Here is a 21,078-nt window from a genome sequence, read left to right on the forward strand (position 1 = left end):
AACCTAAAACAATCATTATCAATGAATTTACATCATATTACACTTATTAAAAGCATATACTTTTTTTTCCTAAATTGATTAATTTTTGATATTATTTTGCTTATATCAGGTGTAAAGCCGGGTAAATTCATTTTAAATAATAAAACACACCAACATTTGGCATAATATTATTCGTATTGAATTTAACATCATGTTAACATGGCATGAATTAACAGGAAAGAAGGAGCGGAATTATTTTTCCGGGAAGCCATTCAGCGCTGACGAGCCTACAAATAAATTGTAAGGTGTAAGTTCTAGGGGATTGAACCAATTTGTATTCATAGCCGTATCAGCAGAGGCAAACGCGATGTGTTAGCTATAGCCATACCGTATGCTCAGAATCAGTGACCTTAAAAAATACTCAGCCCGACATCCATCGGGCTTAAGTATCATCATCACTAACTATTAAATTATTAAGGATTAACTTCCGGTTTAAAGCCTTCCGGATAGAGTATTATACGTATGAGATTACTTTCGTTTAAATATTTCCGGGCAGCATTTTTAACACTTTCGGCAGTCATATTTTTCATAACGCTATCAAATTTTGTAATTTCAGTCAGGTCATCCTGATTCAAAGCCTGTTGATCCAGATATTCCGACCAAAAATCATTTGCCCTTAAGTGTGTTTCATGATTTCTCATCTCTTCTGCTTTAAACTTTTCAATATTTGTAACCGAAGGACCTGCTTTTTTTAACGTATTGATTTCGTCCAATGTGGAGGCAATCAGTTTATCAACATTTGATGGTGCACAGCCGAGCGAAATATTTAAACTGTAGCGTGCAGCAGGTAGTTTAGTGTAACGGATATTTACCGATGGTGCATAAACCCCGCTCTCCTCTTCTCTTAACCGTTCAATAAGCTTAATTTGCAACACCTCCGCTATGGCATCCATATTTAAATTATTTTCATAGCCGAAATCGTAATTGCCACTAAAAGTTAATCTGACGGTTGCTTTAGGTTCAAGACCTGCCGATATAATTTTTGTAATCTTTCCCGAAGGCGGATGGATGCCTAAATCTTTTGCCTTTTCATGTTTATAGGCAGAAGGTAAAGCACCCAGATACTTTTCAACCAGTGGCTTTACTTTGTTAATATCAAAATCACCTACAAAAGTAAAGGTGAAATTAGAAGCATCAGAAAACGCCTGTCTGAAGATATTATAGCTTTTATCCAGATCTATCTGTTCCAATTTTTCTATACCTGGCGGCGTTCTCCTGGGGCTGTAATTACCCATAACCAAACTAAGGGTATCGTAAAAAGCATTTTCAGGATTATTTTTCCTGTTGGCTAAACTGCCTTTAGATTGCGAAATAAATTTTTCAAAAGCTGTTGAGTCTTTTTTTGGGTTAGTGAAATACAAGTAGAACATCTGCAGAAGTGTTTCCAAATCTGCGGGAGATGCTGCAGCCTGAATCCCCTGATTGTAATCTGCAAGATAAGGACCGGATGCGATGGTGCTTCCTGCCAGATACTTATTTAACTGGTTATAATCATAGGTGCCCAGTCCTGAACTTGTAACCAGATAAGCGGCTACATTAGCCGATTCATAATCTGCATCGCTGTAAAGCGAGGTTCCTCCAGGAGCAACTGCCTTTACCAATATGTCATTATCGCTGAATTTGGTCGGCTTCAGTATTACCCTGACTCCATTGCTTAAAACCAAATCGGAAGCCTTTATTTCATTTAACTCCGTTTGTTTTACAATTTTACCACCCACAGGTATTTTTTCGAGCAAAGGTTTATTTACAAAAGCATCTTTATAAATTGCCAGCTGCTCTTGCTGAACCGATTTCATCCAACCGTTTATACTGGTTTCGTCAGGCAGAATTGCTTTATCTTTTTCAGGTGCGGTAATAATAATGTCCCGGTTTTTATCTGTATCAAATTCTTTCAATAATGTATTTACATCTGCCAATGTAATTTTTGGCATAATCAGTTTCGTAAAGCGATACTCCCATTCAGTTCCCGGCGCTGCATTGCCGCGTAAAAAATAATCTAAATATTCGCCGATGTATAAATCTGAATAATTAGTGTTCTTTTGGCGGTAAGCATTTTCAACATTCTTTATATAATCAGCTTTTGTTTTATCAAATTCCGCTGCGGTAAAACCATATCGGTTTAGCCTTACAATTTCCCGCCATGCAGCCTTAAAGCCTTTTTCTATCTCCCCCGGATTGGCTGCAACATTAATATTGAATGCATCGATATTACCAATAAATGCACCTATGCCAGCATTACCTGCAATGAATGGTGGCTGTTTCTGTTGCATCAACTCCTGAAAACGGTTACCTAACATGGAGTTAAATAGTTTTCGGACGATGTAATCCTGGTAGTATTTCTTTGTCTTTACAACCAGTCCTTCGCGTTTAACCAAAACCTGAACCTGTGTGGCTGTTTCTTCCGGATCGGTTGCTTTTACGAAGTGGTTACTATTCGTTAAATTAATCGTATATTTTGTTCTGGAACGCTCGTTTGCAGGATTATTCAAGTCAGAAAATTTCAGTTTAATCTCCTTTTCCATTTCAACCACATCGATATCGCCAACAACAATAAGAGCCTGTAAGTTGGGCCTGTACCAATCGTTATAAAACTGTTTTAATGTTGCCGGTTTAAAGTTGTTCAATATCGTATCCAATCCGATTGGCAAACGCTGCCCATAACGCGACTGATTGAATAATACCGGAAAAATCTTTTGCTGCATTCTTTGTGATGCGCCTTTACCCAATCTTTTTTCTTCGAGTACTACGCCCCTTTCTTTATCTATTTCAACCGGGTCAAGTATGGCTCCTTTCGCCCAATCGCGCATAATTTGAATGCCATTACGCAAAATTTCCGGTTTATCGCTTGGTAGTGGCAATTGATAAACGGTTTCATCAAAACCGGTATATGCATTAATGTCAGCGCCAAACCTGACACCGGATTTTTGCAGGTAATCCACCAGCTCATTCTTCGGAAAATGCGTGGTTCCGTTAAAATTCATGTGTTCCATAAAATGCGCCAAGCCCTGCTGGTCGTCATTTTCCAATAATGACCCCACTTTATTCGCCAGGTACATGATAACCCTGTCTTTAGGGTGGGTGTTACGCCTGATGAAATAAGTAAACCCGTTGCTGAGCTTACCAGTTCTGACATTTGGATCAAGCGGCAGGTTTGTGGTTATCGGAAAACTGCTTTTTTCTTTTGTTTTTATTGATGCCTTCCTGATTTGGCCGTGCGCACTTGTGCTTATGATGGATGCCAACAGCAGGGAGCTTGCCAGGTATATTTTATATATTATTTTGATTCGCATAATGATATTTAATTGTTAAGGCTACAGCCTTTATAAGATAGAAAGTTTATTCAGACAGTTATTTCAATGTCCCTTACCAAGTACTTCTGCCAGCTTTTTATTGAGTTCTTCTCCGCGAAGATTTTTGGCAATTATTTTCCCATCCGGATCGACCAGAAAATTATCAGGTATAGACTGAACGCCATATTTCACTTTTGCTTCATTATTCCGTTTAAGATCAGAAACTTGTTTCCAGGGCAGTTTATCTTCTTTAATGGCCTTCAGCCAGTCTTCTTTTCTTTCATCTAACGAAACGCTGAGAATGGTAAAGTTTCTGTTTTTGTACAGGTTATATTGCTTAACCAGATTCGGATTTTCATCACGGCAAGGATGGCACCAGGAGGCCCAAAAATCTATCAGTACATATCTGCCCTTGTAATCTGAAAGTTTTATTGTTTTCCCAAATTGATCAGGCTGTGTAAACTCAGGAGCCATAGATTCTATATCAACAGTTCTCCATTTAATCAGTTTTTTCTGGTACTCCAACCCCATCGGAGAAGATTTGATATCTGCTGAAAGGCTATTGAACAAAGGCTCTACAAGGGCCAGATCGGGTATGCCGCGAGATAAAGTATAATTTAATTCAGTAAAGCTAACCAATGAACCTGGATGTGCCCTGATAAATTTAACGACAAGTGCTTTAATGGCATCATCCTGTTGTTTTCCTTGTGGTAAAACAGCAAGGGCCATTTTTGCACGGCTTAATTCGTTGGTTTCATCGTTAAGTATTGTACCTGAAAATTGTATTCCTTTTTGTATAGAATCCAGGTTATCTACTTTAATATTTCCGGGTTCGAGCCAGAAATGTACCATTGTACCCATCGGTGTATCCTTGGCATTACCGGTTTCACTTGGTGTAATCATCAAAGTAGCCTGCAATTTTCCATCAACACTTCCAGACAATTTAATTTCACCGTTTTTAACTTCTGCAGTATTTTTAAAGGCTTTACCATCTAAAGTATATTGAACTATAAAAGTTGCCGGGTTACTTGTTTTCCCTTCAATAGTGTAATTATTATTAACCTGTGCCCTTAAAATAAAAGGAAGCAAAATGGTTAGCAAGCTTATTAATATTTTCATTATTATGATATAGGAGATTTATGCGTAATTAATACTTACCCGATTTTAAAAACCGGGTAAGTATATCACTCGCAGAATTAATTAATAGATGTTTTGAATAATAGCACCATTACTGTTGGTGATATCACTTTGCGGCAATGGCGAAGCAAAACGCCTTGAATTTGCCCTTAACGAATAGGTTTTTAAAGGCTCTGTATTTGATACACTTGTAGCTGTGTATGGGTAAAACACCCGGCTGAGCACTGGTATATCATCATTCGAATAACTGTTGCTGTTAAATCTGCGGATATCAAACCAGCGTTGGCTGAAAGGCATTTCTCTGCGCCTTTCTTGCAGCACAATAGCAATAGCCTGGTCTTGAGTACCTGCCGCAAGTGGTGCTGTACCCGTTAAAGTGCGTTTGTTGTATAACTGGTTTACAGTTGTCATAGCACCTGCAACATCACCGCTTCTGGCCAGACATTCAGCTTTAATCAATATCATTTCAGCTACAGTTGGCCCTTCAGGCACATTATCTTCATAAAAAAACACATAACCAGGATAGCTTAAAGCCGGATTGTTCAACCCTTTTTTATACGAATAATTCTGAACGTAATGGTATTTATAGCGAAGGTCATTATTCTTATCATATAAGCTGATGAGTTCCTGACTTGGAATGTACCATCTATCTGCATTATTTAATAATCTATAGTAAAGAAATTCCTTCCATCCCAAAGCATCCACGGGGTCAAAAGCAACATTTCTGTCATGCGTATAGGGAAAGTTAAGGGTTACCGTTTGCTCATTTGGCATTCCTACATTAATGGTTGTACTTGTGGGCGTGCCATACCTCATATCCGTGTTGTAATCAATTAGAATATTGTATAAGGCCAGCGACGCATTGGCATATTTAAGGGCGTTCACATAATCATTACGATTCAGATAGTATCTTGCCGCAAAACCATTCACGGCTGCCGAGTTGGCACGCCAATTCCGGTTAATCCCATTTTGAACTAACGGAACATTTGTTTTAAGTGCTTCCATCAAATCAGCCTCGATTTGCTGATAGGTAGCATCCAGGCTTTGGCGGGTAACGGCGTTGTAATCGGGTGTTGTTTTAATCGGTAAACCAGGTTCGCTGCGGTTCGCATTCGTATAGGGCAAACAGTAGGTATTTGCGAGTTCCCAATAGCTATAGGCCCTGATAAAATGTGCATCTGCTTTTAATGCTGCTTTATCCGCGGCCGAGCCACTTACCTGGTCAACATTAGCCAGTACAACATTTGCATTGAAGATTTTTATGTATTCATTACTCCAAAAATTAGGTCCGCTAAAGTTAGACTGATCAGTTTTTGGCAAATAATTTACATCCCATAAAGAATACTGAATGGCTAACGAAGAAAAAATAAAAGGTTGTGCATCATATAAATTTGAGGATAATCCGTTATCATCTGTTCCGTAGATTATTGCATTGTTACTTTCACTATTAAATGTTCCAAAATTATTTAACAATGCATTTAAATCATCCGTTGTACGAACCTCTATTGAAGTCCCTTTTGATGGCTTGGCATCTAAAAATTTAGTACACGAAGTATTCGACAGGAGTAAGGCTGTTAAAACCATCCGGATGGTAATTAACAATATTTTGCTTGATTTCATCATGGTTTGATTATAATTCTACTTTGATACCGAACGTATATTGCGCACGTGGTTTAATCGTACCGATCGGGTATTCAGGATCTTCACCTGTGCTATTGGCCAGTACGGTGTAAAGGTTGTTGCCCTGAATGGTTAGCTGTATATTTTGAACGTTTATCTTAGATGTAAAACGTTTTGGCAGGTTATAACTCAGATTTACCTCCTGTAAGCGGGCTAAATTGGCATTAAGGTAATTATAGCTCAAATAAGGATAGTAGCCAATCCAGTTGCCGTAGCTGTAATCGTTCGGGTTTGAAGGCAGTGTAAGCATGGTAGCAGGGTCGCCATTAAGTACATTTGAAAGCTTACTGTTTGGCAAAGTTACGCCACCTGATTGCGGGTAATTAAAATATTGCCCTTTAAATACGGCACCTAATTTTGCAATGATGATAAAAGATACGTTGAAATCATAAAACTTAAAGGCATTGGTCATCCCTAAAATATAAGGAGGATTAATTGTACCTACATTTTTGAGAAAACCTAAACCATCAATTGATGGAAAATTTGAAAGCTGAAGCTTTGTACCATCTGGTCCTGCAACAACCGGACTTCCATTTTCAAGCCCCGCATATTCAAAAGCCCATGCTGTATTCGGATCGTACCCTTCCCGGTAAGAACCCTGACCTGTTGACACCAAGGCATACGCAGGGCTGTTCGGGTTAAAGAGTTGGGTGATTTTACTTCTGTTAAAGGATGCATTAAAACTACCGTTCCACACAATATCATTTCCTTTAACCGGAATTGTTGTTCCAAGCGTAAGTTCTATACCTTTATTGGTCATTTCAGCATTGTTAAAACGCTGCAACGATGTTCCATTTATAGATGGTATCGCAATTTGTGCCAGGAGATCTTTCCCCTTTTTATTGTATACGTCAATTTTACCATACAGCTTATTGTTTAACATGGCGTAATCAATGCCCAGGTTCAGCGTACCTGTTTTTTCCCAGGTAAGCGTTGGATTGCCATTATCAACTATGCTTGCTGTATAATCTTTAGTGTAATCATTTACCCTGGTCGCATAACTTATTAAAGTATAAGCACTGGACAGATTATCTACGTTTCCTGTATAACCATAAGTGGCACGCAGATTCAAACGATTCAGCCAGCCAATGTGCTGCATAAATTTTTCTTTCGTTAAATCGTAACCCACACCCATGGAATAAAATGGAGAATAGCGGTATTTCGGTTCTTTACTAATCAGGTTTGATGCGTCTGTACGGTAACTTCCCGAAACCGTATATTTATTCAAATACGTGTACGATGCATTGGCAAACAAAGAAAAAAACCGGCGTGTAGAATAGCTAAAGCTATTTGTATAGTTAAAATAGTTGCCATAACCATACCAGCCAGTTGTGCCGGTAGGTCCGTTAGGAAAATTACCAACATTCAGGGTATTTTCATTGTAACCATAAGTTGTGGGGTTGTTAAAACTTTGTGAAAGGGCGTTATTGAATTCTATACCACTCACCACATTAATTTCATGTTTATCAGAAAATATTTTTGAAAAGTTGACCTGGTTTCTAAAGTTATAGGTTTCAAGGGTATTGCGCGACTGATCCAGTATACCACCTAAAGGCAGGTTTGGTGTTACCGTTCCGTTAAGGGTTTGATCCCAGGTTGAACTGGAATTTACCAAATTTCGAACATAGAATGTTTGATCGTTACGGTAGGCCCTGTTAATTATACTTAAATTTTCATATTGTACTTTAGAATCAATAGTTAAGCCAGGTAAAATCTTAAATGTAAGCCCGCCCTGTAAGCGTGCGGTAATGTTATTGGCTGTTAAGTCCTGGTTTTCAATTTCCTGAATGGGATTATAAGAAAAAGCATATGGAAATTTTGAAAGCGGTACCAGGCGATCAAGAATGGGTTGGTAATATTGATGGATATCGGTTAATGAGCCATCAGGGTTTTTCAGCATTTCATATGGCGACAGCGACTGGATGTAATATAAACCAATACCATTGTTTTTGTTTTTTTGATAGGTTAAGCTGGTCGATAAATAAAAATCGAGCCACTTAAAAACATTTGCAGTTGTCCGGTAATTAAGTGAATATTTTTTGTTTTCACTTCCCTTAAAATTCCCCCGGTTTTGTTCTGCCAAAAAAGATGCGAAATTGTTCATTTTGCCGGAACCGCCAGAAAGTGTAAGGTTGTATTGCGTTGTGGTTGGATTGGCTAACAAATAATCAGAAATTTGCCCACTGTTATCCATTGTTTTCAACTGTGCCAACCTGTTGTTAAGTTGCTGGTCAGTTAAATAGCCAAGCCGGTTTTCATTTAAAGCAACTGACGCTTCCGAAGTTCTGTAATTTTCGTAAAATGAGCCTGAATTCGGAAAAGCGCCCCATTTATTAAAAGCGAGTTTTTCGTATTCAACGGTTTCTGCAGATGATGCGTGTGCGATTGCATAGCCAACATCAAATTTTGGCGAGAATTGGGTAAAGGCAGATAATTCTATTTTAAGCGGGGTATTTTTGCTGCCTTGTTTTGTGGTAATTACAATTACGCCATTCGCAGCACGAGCACCCCATATAGAAGAGGCCGCCGCATCTTTTAAAACGGTTACACTTTCAATATCGTTGGGATTAACAGAATTGAAATAATTGAAACTGGTATTTCGAATTGCAAAACCATCTACCACAACCAATGGTTCGTTATTTCCATCATTTGCATAGAGGGTAGTCTGCCCGCGAATCTGAATACTGGGTGTACCATCAACATCTTGTTTTACCTGCATGCCGGCCACCACACCGATTAATCTCTGGGCAAGGCTTTGATTTGGTTTTTCCAGCTGGCTTTTTTTAATTAAATCGAAAGCACCGGTTGCACGTTCGGCAGATAATTGCTGGTAACCGGTATTTACCACACTTATTGTTTCCAACTCCTTGCTGGTACTTACTAATTTTATATTGAGTTTTAAATCTTTTTTGTCGAGAGATACACTAAATTGCTGCGTAACATAACCCAGGTAACTGACGGTTAAACCATAAGTTCCTTCAGGCAGACCAGAAAACCTGAATTGTCCATATTCGTCTGATATTGATGTAATGATTTTATTGTCATTACCATTTAATTGAATAGTTGCACCTGCCAATGGCTTTCCATTCTCATCCGTTACGCTTCCTTTAATATCATATTTCGCAAAAACGGTCAGAACGCGATCGATAAAGCTCTTTTCTTTTTCCTTAATGGTAATCGTATTCTTATTTATAACATAAGTTAAAGGTTGTTCAGCAAATACCTTATTTAATACATCCTCCAGGTTTTCTTTACTTACCTGTATGTTTACGGGTTTTGCAGCGTTCAAGAGGCTTTCCGTATACACAAAATCGTAACCACTTTGTGTTCTTATTTCTTTTAAAACCGCTTTCAAAGGGGTATTAGATTTCGAAAGACTAATCTTCTGTGCAAAGGTTGCTGCACTGAGCTGCATCATGGTTGCTATTATAATAACGGTAGTTAATCGCATAATCAGCAGGGTTTTACGGACATATTTTTTAAGTACGCCTCTGTTCTTTGCATAAATTTTATACATTTTGTTTGGTTTATAAACATTCCCGGCAGGTCGGTAACAGACCGTTAAATTGCTTTTGCAAGCAATTTTAGCTAAGTTTGTTTGGTTTGGTTTATTGCTGCAATGCCTTGTGTTTCGAAGCTAAAAGCATGCAGCCGGTTAATTGATAAAATTTTATTTTTATTGATGTAATGCCAAATTAAGCCAGGGGTGTTAGCGCACTTCTGGTTTTTGCATTACTGTGGTGTATTATTTACGCACAGTAATCCTCCTTCCCTCAATTTCAAAATGAACTTTTCCGGTTAATTGTAATGATTTTAAAACTTCAGATACCTTTCCGAATCTGGATACTGCTCCACCGAATTTATCTTTCGGCACCTCGCCATCATAAACAACCTCAACGTTATACCACCGCTCAATCATCCTCATAATGTACCGGATATTATCGTTTTCAAAAATAAACTTATTGTTTTTCCAGGCTACTGATAATTCGGTATCTACCTTGCTAAGACGTATAACTGAGCCATCATTTACAGCCTGTTGCCCGGGTTTTAAAAGCTGAGGCTTTAAAGTACCCTGTCCTTTTTTCACAGATGAATTTATACGCACACTACCCTCCAGTAAAGTTGTCCTGACAAACTGTTCATCTGAATAGCTGTTAATGTTGAAATGTGTGCCCAGTACTTCGACCTCCTGCGTATTTGTTTTCACCAGGAAAGGATGGTGTTTATCTTTAGCCACCTCGAAATAAGCTTCCCCTTTTAATTCTACTTTTCTTACAGCCTTTGAAGCAAAAGAAGCCGGATATTTTAACGAAGAAGCCGCATTAAGCCATACTCTGGTGCCATCAGGGAGGCTTAACTGCCATTGGCCGCCCTTTGGCGTTTCAACGGAATTAAAGGCATTTTTAGCGATATTTTCAATATTTGATACCGGCGAAATATAGATTATTTGCCCGTCAGCAGTTTTGTTTATTTTAATACCTTCCTGTTCAGCAAGTGTTCCATCAGGTGCTTCGGTGAGGCTTATTTTTTTGCCATCAGCCAAGGTCAGAAAAGCTTTATTACGACCGGGCACAATGTCGGCGGCATAACTGATGTTATCACCTGGAGGATTTACCGGCTTAAGAAAATTATAGGTGAAAATGCCTGCAGTTAGTGCAATCATAGCCGCAGCTGCGACCCACCAATTACGATTATTTTGTTTTGCCCTGAATGCTGTACTTTTTATTTCTGCCAATAAACGATTACCCAACTCATTTTCGGCATAATCGCGGGTCCAGTTAAGTTCTTCCGCAATATCCAAATTATACCATTCATCCAGTAATGTCCGCTCTTCTGGCGTAATAGTACCTTTAAGCCATTTATCTGCGAGTTCCGATAAGGTTTCTTTGCTTGGTTGCTGTTTCATCAGGCATGCTTTTATTACATAGTGTGTAATTATGCAGCATTACCCTTAGCGAACTGTTATTTTTTATGAAATAAATAGAAGTACAAGGAGAAAAGATAAAAAAGCACCTAAAAACTGGCCAATTGAGGTTCTTAATACCTTAAGTGCCTTACTGATATGGGCTTCAATTGTTTTTTGCGAAAGGCCCAAACTATCTGCAATTTGTTTATCGCTCAAACCGGATTCACGACTCATTCGAAACACCAGCTGGCATTTTTCCGGTAATGCTGCAACACTTGCTTCTATTTCGGCCTGTAAATCAGTAAAACTAAGCCATTGCTGCGTCGAATTATCAACCACCTGTAGCTGATAAATATCTTCAACCCCTTGATGAATAACTTTCTTTCTATCAGCAATTTTTGCCATAATTTTATAGCGGATGATGGCTGCCAGATAAGTATGGAAAGTATTTTTAATGGTTGTTGTATGCCGGCTTTTCCAGAGATCAATAAAAGCATCCTGAACAACTTCCTCTGCATCCGCTTCAGACTGAAGTTTTAATACCGCCTTAAACAACATTTTTTTCCAGTATCTGTTGTACAACCGGTCAAAAGCCTCCTCATTATCCTGCTTCAGCAAGCTATATAGTTCATTATCGCTTAGGTTGTCAGAAATTAACATGAAAAAACAATTCTTTTACTAATATAGGGATTATGAAAGGAAAAACTATAAATTCAGTGTACCAAAGGTCGTTAGCATAAATGAAACAGGATTTTCAAAGCAGATTAAATGACCAGATACAGCCCCTGTAAATTAAGATGGCTGATTTGCATTTGAGTTTTTGATCTGCGTGCCACAGACCAGGATTAGAATTTATAGCTAAAGGATTAAGATTCCTGCCTGCGGTCAATGTCATTAAATTAAAGAGATAACAAAAAAAATAATTGTCATCCTGCGCTTGTCGAAGGACAAATATTTTTGTTGTCGATTACAAAAGGTCTTCGACAGGCTCATACTGACAGCATTTTTTAACTTAATGACATTGTGCCTGCGGTAGACAGGCGCTGGAAGGACGATTTGAACAGATAAGTTAAAATCCACTCTTGAACCCTTTCCGAAAGAGAAAGTTGCCGTCAGGCGGATAGAGGCTTATGAAACCAACGCATTACACCTAAACATTAATTGCTTCAGAAATTGCTCCCTCTCTTTCGGAGAAGGATGGGCGGGGCTTAAGATTCCACATCATCATTAATTAGGATTACACAATGCAGCAGCAAAATCTTTTGTTTGATAAGCTATCAATAATTTATAGGCTGTTTGTATAACTTCGGCTGATCTGGCATCTACCTTGATAATTTTTTTATTTTCCATATTACGAATTGGCCGGTCGTTTTCGATGTAAACACGGCGCTCGGTTTTAGTCACTTTACCAATCGCCGGACCGCCTGTCATGCTCTCAAAATAAAAAATTACTTTGCCGGATTGATAATAATACTCACTTTTCCAGCTACCATCACCTATACTGCCGGATTCAGTAATCTTTACAATCGTCTTTCCATTCATAAAGTAAATTACCTCGCCTTCCTCTACACAACCGCTGGCTTCATAGTTAAATTTTTCCTTTTTTAAAGTCGATGCATTAATTTGATTGTACAGGTTACGGATGTTGGAAATTTCGGCATCCTGTGCATTTGCAGATTTTGCAACAGCCGGCTTGTTTGGTCGTATTTGCGCAGAAACACTGGCATAAGAATAAACTGAAAACAACAGAAAAAACAGCAGACGCAGGCCAGTCATCGTATCGTATTGATTTAAATAATAAACTTCCTAACTAACAGTCAAACAGGCGCTTTGTTTTCAAACCCATTTCCGATATATTTATAAATTTCGTTCTTTTTATAAAATAAATTCATTGTGATAACGCTTTGCACTAAAATAAGCCCAGCTGGCCTTTATCATCAATTTCAATATCGTCTGGATTTGTAATTTCGAAATCAACTTTCTTTATTGGTTTTTCTTCTGTTTTAGATTTTTCCTCCGCTTTTGGCTGCTCTTTTTTTACAGGTTCTGACTTTGGCACCTCTATCACTTTTTCGGCAATTGGCTTTTCAACAACCGGCTTTTCTACCGGCGCCGGTTTTTCCTCCGTCAATGGTTCAGCTTTTCGCTCGAATTTTGGTTTCGGCTTTTCTTCAGCCGGCATTTCTTCGACCTTTTCAGTTTTTATTTCTTCAGCAATTGTATCTTCCTCATTTGCATTTGATTCTAAATTATCGTCTTCTTCTGAAGTTTCACTTTCTCCACCGTCTTCATTTTCTTCAACTTCTAACTCAATTTCCGGTTCCTCCAATACGACTTTCTGAACATCGTGAGGTGATAAACGATTACCATTTGCTTTCAAACCTTTCACATCAATCAATTCAGATAACACTAAATCCAATGTTTCCGGTATTTGCGTTTTGCCTTTTAAAACATCAACAATAATTTTAGCGGCAGGATGCGATGTTAAAAATAATAACCTCGATTTTTGCTCTTCGCTGATGAAAATGGTTTTTCTACCTATAGATTGTGTTTCAAAAACAAAGCGCTTGATAAAGTAATTCTGTGCTTTTCCATCGAAATGTACCGCAGCAAAAACTTTTTCAGGGTTAAATTTCTCGATTAAAATCAAGCCGTCGTCAAAGTGATTACTCAACTCAAAAGAACTTAATTCGTAATAACCAGCTGCGTGAACCTGCAGAATCCTGTCATCTCCATCAAACTCCCCAAGGTATTTTCCACGGCCGTCGACATTCAGGCGTTTCAGCAAATCATCATACCAGATTTTCAGTCCTGATAAAGTCGAAACACCCTTATTCTTCAATATAATTTTTTTAACCGGATATTTCGAAATGATATTGCCCTGTGAACCACGACCTTTAATAGCTACTTCTGCAAAATCCTGGTCGAATTGTAGTTTGCGCAACTTAGAATGCGGCTTCAAAGCCACATTCACCACCTCGGCTTCGCCATTTGGGTTAGCCGTAAAATATAAAACTTTCGACCCTTTTGAGCCTTTAGTTAAATCGTATTCCTTATCGCGGGTTACGCCAACAACCGCAAAACGCTTAATGTAAGAGGTTCCTGAGGAACCATCTTTATAAACCATATTGTAAATCGTCCGCTCATCGTTTTTCTTAAAAACCTGCGCATGGATAATGCCCTTACCAACAAATGTTTTATCGGCAACTTTCGTGATGATGCATTTCCCATCCTCGCGGAAAACAATTACCTCATCAATATCAGAGCAATCGGCAATAAATTCATCCTTACGTAAACCTGTTCCTATAAAACCATCTTCGCGGTTCATGTATAACTTCACGTTGGCCAGGGCTACTTTCGATGCCTCCACCCGGTCAAACAAGCGAATTTCAGTTTTACGTTCCCTTCCTTTACTGTATTTATCTTTCAGTTTTTGAAACCAGGCGATGGCATAATCCGTTAAATGTTTCAGGTGATTTTTAACCACCTTGATTTCATCTTCCAGGTTTTTCATCTGCTCATCCGCTTTTTTTACATCAAAACGGGTGATGCTGCTCATCGGCTTATCGATTAGCTTTTTGAAATCCTCCGGTAAAATTTCGCGGTAAAGCGACGGTTTAAAAGGCTCGAACAATCGATGTAAAACCTCTACTACCGTATCGAAATTGGCAGAATTTTCATATTCAGGGTTTTTATACATACCCTCCTGAATAAATATTTTTAATAGCGAACTGAAGAAAATTTTCTCCTGCAACTCGTGCAGGCGAATTTCCAGTTCCTTTTTTAATAAGCTTTTGGTATGCTTTGTATTTTCAATCAGGATATCGTTCACACTCAAAAAGTGTGGCTTATCGCCCTGAATGATACAGGTATTTGGTGAAATGGAAACCTCGCAAGCTGTAAATGCGTAAAGGGCATCGATGGTTACATCGGGTGAGATGCCCGGCGCCAGATGCACGATAATTTCCACATGCGCCGCGGTACTGTCCTCAATCTTCTTGATTTTAATTTTGCCCTTATCATTAGCCGCCAAAATACTATCAATAACCGAACTCGTTGTAGTACTGTAAGGTACTTCAGTAATCACCAGCGTTTTCTTATCCTTCTCTGTAATTTTTGCGCGGACCCTAATTTTACCACCACGCTGACCTTCATTATAGTTTGAAAAATCGGCCATGCCACCCGTAAAAAAATCGGGTAAAATATTGGGGCGAACACCTTTCAATGCCTCAATCGAGGCATCAAGAAGTTCGATAAAATTGTGTGGCATTACTTTCGTTGCCAAACCAACTGCAATACCCTCTGCCCCTTGCGCCAATAACAATGGGAATTTAACGGGTAAAGTAACCGGTTCGTTGTTCCGTCCATCGTAACTCAATTGCCATTCGGTTGTATCGGGGTTGAAAACAACTTCATTAGCAAATTTTGATAAGCGGGCCTCAATATAACGCGGCGCGGCAGCACTATCGCCGGTAATCGGGTCGCCCCAGTTACCCTGCATGTCGATCAGCAAATCTTTCTGACCAATTTGCACCATCGCATCGCCGATAGAGGCATCACCATGCGGGTGGTATTTCATCGTATTACCAATAACGTTCGCCGCTTTGTTGAAACGTCCATCGTCCATTTCCTTTAGCGAATGCATAATACGTCGCTGAACAGGCTTTAATCCATCATGAATATGCGGAACAGCGCGATCCAGAATTACGTACGATGCATAATCAAGAAACCAGTTTTCATATAAACCATTAATTGGCGTTATGGTGTGTTTGTGCTCTTCGTTTACGTTTTGGTTTAATTCTTCACTCATCTATTTACAAAAATTGGCAGCAGTAAATATAATAAAAATGATTCTACAGAATAAAGAGAGGTTACTCACATTTCGCAATGAAGATTCTTTATAAACACCGGAGAAAAAGTTTAGATAAAAAATTGGAAGAATTTCAATTAAAAGCAAAGATGCTACATAAGACCAAGCCTTGATTCAGCTATTATAAAGCTGTAAATACCTTGAACTATACGCCTATTTCTTCCCGGTATTCCTGCTGCAATTCGAACAGGCATTTGGCACATAAACAGCCATCGTAAAGTTCTGAGATATACTGAACTTCATTTATACTGAGTTGCACCACGCTGCATTGGCATTTCGTATAAGAATTGGCCTTGCATTCAATAGCTGTTCCGCATCTTTCACAGGGAATGATTTCGTGTTTGCTATGTTTTAAGGTATTGTTCATTGGTTCACTGGTCATTCGTTCATTGGTATATGGCGCTTTAGAAAAAATGAACCAATGGCTAATGAACTATTGAACTAAGCACAAAAGTAAGGACAAAAAATAAGGTTTTGAGCGTTTGCCCAAAACCTTATAGATTTTATTGCTTTAGAATGTTCATTGGTTCATCAGTCGTTTGTTGATTGGTATATGACGCTTTAGAAACTAATAAACCATTGGCCAATGAACTATTGAACTAATCTAACCTGAACAACTGATGCAGCCTTCTTCCATTGAACAAACTGGTCCGTCAACGATTTCCTCTGCAACCTGGTCTGGTGTCATTTCAGCAGGAATAACTGCTTCAATGGCTTTACCACCTTGATTTTCCACGGTAAATTTAACGGCCTGAGATGCTGCCTGTGTACGTAAGTAATACATACCGGTTTTCAAACCTTTTTCCCATGCATAGAAGTGCATTGACGTTAATTTTGATGTATTTGGTGCATTTACGAACAAGTTTAACGATTGCGACTGGCAGATGTACGCGCCACGGTCTGCAGCCATATCGATGATGTTACGCATCTTAATTTCCCAAACCGTTTTGTATAATTCTTTAATGTAATCAGGAATTGCTGCAATGCCCTGGATTGAACCGTTAGCCAATATGATCTGATTTTTCATATCGTTGTTCCATAAACCTAATGCAACTAAATCTTTCAATAAGTGTTTGTTTACCACCACGAACTCTCCGCTTAATACACGACGTGTGTAAATGTTTGAAGTATATGGTTCAAAACATTCGTTATTACCCAGAATTTGAGAAGTAGATGCCGTTGGCATTGGTGCAACTAGTAAGGAGTTGTACACACCATCTTTAACTACTTTTTTGCGTAAAGCATTCCAATCCCAGCGACCGCTATCCGGCGTTACATTCCATAAATCGAACTGGAACTGGCCTTTGGATAAAGGCGAACCTTTGAAAGATTGATAAGGGCCATTTTTCACCGCTAAATCGTGAGATGCAGACATTGATGCATAATAGATCGTTTCGAAGATATCTTTATTTAAACGTTTCGCCTCATCGCTCTCGAAAGGTAAACGCAATAAGATAAATGCATCAGCCAAACCTTGTACACCTAAACCAACCGGTCTGTGGCGCATATTTGAGTTTTCAGCTTCCTGAACCGGGTAATAGTTATGGTCGATGATTTTATTCAGGTTTAGCGTTGCCTGATAAGTTACATCATATAATTTTTGGTGGTCGAACTGACCGTTGATTACGAAACGAGGTAATGCTAATGATGCTAAGTTACAAACTGCAACTTCATCTTTAGACGTGTATTCAATAATCTCCGTGCATAAGTTAGAACTTTTTATTGTGCCTAAATTCTGTTGGTTAGATTTGCTGTTTGCGGCATCTTTAAACAACATATAAGGCGTGCCGGTTTCAATTTGAGAATCTAAAATGGCAAACCAAAGTTCTTGTGCTTTAATCGTTTTACGACCGCGACCTTCAGCTTCGTATTTAGTGTACAAAGCTTCGAACTCCGCGCCGAAACAATCTGCTAAACCTGGTGCTTCATGCGGGCAGAATAAGGTCCAGTCGCCATTATCTTTAACACGTTGCATAAACAAATCGTTTATCCAAAGCGCATAGAACAAATCACGGGCACGCATTTCTTCTTTACCGTGGTTTTTACGCAAGTCTAAGAACTCGAAAACATCGGCATGCCAAGGCTCTAAATAAATTGCGAAAGCCCCTTTACGTTTACCGCCGCCCTGGTCTACATAACGCGCAGTATCGTTAAATACCCGTAACATTGGAATAATACCGTTACTTGTACCATTTGTACCGCCAATGTATGAACCGGTTGCACGGATGTTGTGAATACTTAAACCAATACCACCGGCACTTTGAGAAATCTTGGCCGTTTGTTTTAAAGTGTCATAAATACCTTCGATGCTGTCATCCTGCATGGTTAACAAGAAACATGACGACATTTGAGGTTTTGGTGTAGCCGCATTGAATAAAGTTGGCGTAGCATGTGTAAACCAACGCTCACTCATTAAGTTATAGGTTTTGATTGCGCTTTCAATATCTTCTTTGTGGATACCAACAGAAACACGCATAAATAAATGCTGAGGACGCTCAACAATTTTGCCGTTAACTTTTAACAGGTACGATTTTTCCAGGGTTTTAAAACCGAAATAATCGAAACCAAAATCGCGATCGTAAATGATAGAACTATCTAAAATATCTGCATTTTTTGCAATAATCTCATAAACATCATCGGCGATAAGCGGAGCTGCTTTCTGCGCCTTCGGGTCGAAATATTCGTACAACATTTTCATCGTACCCGAGAATGACTTGGTGGTGTTTTTGTGTAAGTTAGAAACTGCGATACGCGATGCCAACAAAGCGTAATCAGGGTGTTTTGTCGTTAACGACGCGGCCGTTTCTGCTGCAAGGTTATCCAGTTCTGATGTCGTTACACCATCATATAAACCTTCGATTACCTTTTTGGCAACATCGATTGGGTCTACAAGGTCTGCATTTAAGCCATAGCACAGTTTTTGAATCCTGGCTGTGATTTTGTCAAATTGCACCGCTTCTTTGCGGCCATCTCTTTTTAGTACGAACATAATTTATGAGATTTATTTTTTGTATTTAGTACCGAGTATCAAGTATCAAGACCTGCTCATCGATTTAATAATTTCTGTTTATCTTTTTTCTCGCATCAGATTTTTACCTCATGCTTTTATTTTTAAAGGGCATTAATGAACGCTCTTTGTTCAGTTATCTTCGTGCCTCGCCATGATGATATGTGGAGGTTTTCAGCTTTAGCCTTTTTGCTTTAAGCTTTCTTAAAAATCTTCATCTAAAGAAAACGCCTGTTTATTATTATCAGCAGAAGTTAGTACACCACTTTTCTGATAATCGCCAACGCGTTTTTCGAAGAAATTGGTTTTTCCCTGCAATGAAATCATTTCCATAAAATCGAATGGATTAGTTGCATTGTAGATTTTTTTGTAACCTAATTCCTGTAACCATCTATCCGCTACAAATTCGATATACTGACTCATTAATTTTGCATTCATACCAATTAAAGCAACCGGTAAAGCATCGGTAACAAATTCTTTTTCGATTTCTACAGCATCGCTGATGATTCCATGAACTTGTTCTTCACTTAATTTATTGCTCAGCATGCTGTACAATAAACAGGCAAATTCACAATGAGAACCCTCATCTCTCGAGATTAATTCATTACTGAAGGTTAAACCCGGCATTAAGCCACGTTTCTTTAACCAGAAAATAGAGCAGAAACTTCCGCTGAAGAAAATACCTTCAACTGCGGCAAATGCAACTAAACGTTCCGCAAAAGTTCCGTTTTCAATCCAGCGCAAAGCCCATTCTGCTTTTCTTTTCACTGCCGGAACAGTATCAATAGCATGGAATAAACGGTCTTTCTCTTCCGGATCTTTAATGTACGTATCAATTAATAAAGCATAAGTTTCGGCGTGAATATTTTCCATCATAATCTGGAAACCATAAAAACAACGCGCTTCAGGCAATTGTACCTCACTCATGAAGTTTACAGCAAGGTTTTCGTTTACAATACCATCGCTGGCAGAAAAGAAAGCAAGAATATGAGAAATGAAATGTCTTTCGCCATCATTTAAATTATCCCAGTGTTTTTGATCATCAGAAAGATCAATTTCCTCTGCGGTCCAAAAACTTGCTTCGGTCTTTTTATACATTTCCCATATTTTTGGATATTTTATGGGTAAAAGCACAAACCGATCTTTATTTTCCTGTAGTAGTAATTCCTGTTCCATACGCTGATATTTTTTAACCTCATTATAAACAGAGCCGACAAAACCACACATCCACCAATTTTATATGATGATTGTAATGTCTTTTATCAAAACTCTTGTAGTGAAAGTGTTAACGCCTTCGCCTTTTAAACAACTTATTTTTAGTTAGGGAAATTTCACATCTGCACTAGAGCAATGCATTTGTAAAATCCTAAAAATTAAGCTTTTATATATGTTTTAAAGCGAAAGAAGTTAAAGAACTTTGTTATAACAAATATATATACGATGATACTTTTTCGTTGATCAAAGTTGTTAACACTATATCGATTCAGGTGGATAAATCCATTAGTTAAATATCATTTTCAGGCAAAAAAAAAGCTAATCATTTCTTTTTAAGGGTTTAATAAACCAGTAAGAGTGTTAATAACTTAATTTTAGCTGAAAAAATAGCCTGCATTACTGTATAATAAATATTACTCAACCGTATAGCTAAGCTTCACTCTGGCAATTCCCTTTTGATAGATACCAATCTGTTTTGCAGCACGTTCTGATAAATCTATAGCAAGTTTTTTTGAATATGGGCCCCTGTCATTTACTTTAACGATAACAGATTTTCCATTGTCCGGATTGGTTACGGTAACCATTGTTCCGATTGGGAGGGTACGGTGTGCCGCCGTTAACTTTTTTGCCCTGTATTTGGCGCCGCTGGTGGTTCGGCGACCTTCGAATTTTCTGTGGTAATAAGTTGCGAGAACTGTTTTTTTGATGCTATCCGGCTGATTTGTTGAATCCGAATTTTGTGCCTTACCCTTTAAAAACAACAAACAAAAACTTAATAACAGAACATACTTCATAGGCTAAAATTTCTTTGTCGAGCCTGCAAATATAAGCATTTAGTTTATAATCAATAAATTGTGGAAAATTTGCAGGTCTGAAGCTCAAAGTACGACGACTAAAAACGCAAAATCAGCGATGTGAAATGAGACTTGCCTCT

General features: G+C 38.5%; 12 protein-coding genes. All 12 read right to left on the minus strand.

Features of this window, described 5'->3' with window-relative positions; all coding sequences use genetic code 11:
* Nucleotides 1–452: 452 nt before the first annotated feature.
* Nucleotides 453–3,329, minus strand: coding sequence for a M16 family metallopeptidase (locus O0931_RS16225; protein ID WP_269416526.1), 2,877 nt, complete (start codon nucleotides 3,327–3,329; stop codon nucleotides 453–455).
* A 63-nt stretch (nucleotides 3,330–3,392) separates the two neighbouring features.
* Nucleotides 3,393–4,448, minus strand: a complete 1,056-nt coding sequence (locus O0931_RS16230) for a TlpA disulfide reductase family protein (RefSeq protein WP_269416527.1) — start codon at nucleotides 4,446–4,448, stop codon at nucleotides 3,393–3,395.
* An 81-nt stretch (nucleotides 4,449–4,529) separates the two neighbouring features.
* Nucleotides 4,530–6,089, minus strand: coding sequence for a RagB/SusD family nutrient uptake outer membrane protein (locus O0931_RS16235; RefSeq protein ID WP_269416528.1), 1,560 nt, complete (start codon nucleotides 6,087–6,089; stop codon nucleotides 4,530–4,532).
* A gap of 7 nt (nucleotides 6,090–6,096) precedes the next feature.
* Complete coding sequence (locus tag O0931_RS16240) at nucleotides 6,097–9,663, minus strand: SusC/RagA family TonB-linked outer membrane protein (RefSeq protein WP_269416529.1); 3,567 nt, start codon at nucleotides 9,661–9,663, stop codon at nucleotides 6,097–6,099.
* Nucleotides 9,664–9,891: 228 nt separating this feature from the next.
* Nucleotides 9,892–11,052, minus strand: a complete 1,161-nt coding sequence (locus O0931_RS16245) for a FecR family protein (protein WP_269416530.1) — start codon at nucleotides 11,050–11,052, stop codon at nucleotides 9,892–9,894.
* Between the two features lie 63 nt (nucleotides 11,053–11,115).
* Nucleotides 11,116–11,712, minus strand: a complete 597-nt coding sequence (locus tag O0931_RS16250) for an RNA polymerase sigma-70 factor (RefSeq protein ID WP_269416531.1) — start codon at nucleotides 11,710–11,712, stop codon at nucleotides 11,116–11,118.
* Between the two features lie 567 nt (nucleotides 11,713–12,279).
* Nucleotides 12,280–12,828 (minus strand): hypothetical protein, encoded by a 549-nt coding sequence (locus O0931_RS16255; protein ID WP_269416532.1) that lies wholly within the window; start codon nucleotides 12,826–12,828, stop codon nucleotides 12,280–12,282.
* Nucleotides 12,829–12,961: 133 nt separating this feature from the next.
* The gene (locus O0931_RS16260; RefSeq protein ID WP_269416533.1) at nucleotides 12,962–15,862 is read right to left on the minus strand and encodes a DNA gyrase/topoisomerase IV subunit A; all 2,901 of its coding nucleotides are present in this window, start codon (nucleotides 15,860–15,862) and stop codon (nucleotides 12,962–12,964) included.
* A 205-nt stretch (nucleotides 15,863–16,067) separates the two neighbouring features.
* On the minus strand, nucleotides 16,068–16,304 hold the full coding sequence (locus O0931_RS16265) for a cysteine-rich CWC family protein (protein WP_269416534.1): 237 nt from the start codon (nucleotides 16,302–16,304) through the stop codon (nucleotides 16,068–16,070).
* A 222-nt stretch (nucleotides 16,305–16,526) separates the two neighbouring features.
* Nucleotides 16,527–18,911 carry a ribonucleoside-diphosphate reductase subunit alpha gene (locus O0931_RS16270; protein ID WP_269416535.1) on the minus strand — a complete coding sequence of 795 codons (2,385 nt, stop codon included), beginning with the start codon at nucleotides 18,909–18,911 and terminating at the stop codon, nucleotides 16,527–16,529.
* Nucleotides 18,912–19,133: 222 nt separating this feature from the next.
* The gene (locus tag O0931_RS16275) at nucleotides 19,134–20,105 is read right to left on the minus strand and encodes a ribonucleoside-diphosphate reductase small subunit (RefSeq protein WP_056097474.1); all 972 of its coding nucleotides are present in this window, start codon (nucleotides 20,103–20,105) and stop codon (nucleotides 19,134–19,136) included.
* 452 nt (nucleotides 20,106–20,557) lie between these two features.
* On the minus strand, nucleotides 20,558–20,938 hold the full coding sequence (locus O0931_RS16280) for a septal ring lytic transglycosylase RlpA family protein (protein ID WP_269416536.1): 381 nt from the start codon (nucleotides 20,936–20,938) through the stop codon (nucleotides 20,558–20,560).
* Nucleotides 20,939–21,078 lie beyond the last annotated feature (140 nt).

The organism is Pedobacter rhodius (assembly GCF_027213645.1).
GTDB classification, from domain to species: domain Bacteria; phylum Bacteroidota; class Bacteroidia; order Sphingobacteriales; family Sphingobacteriaceae; genus Pedobacter; species Pedobacter rhodius.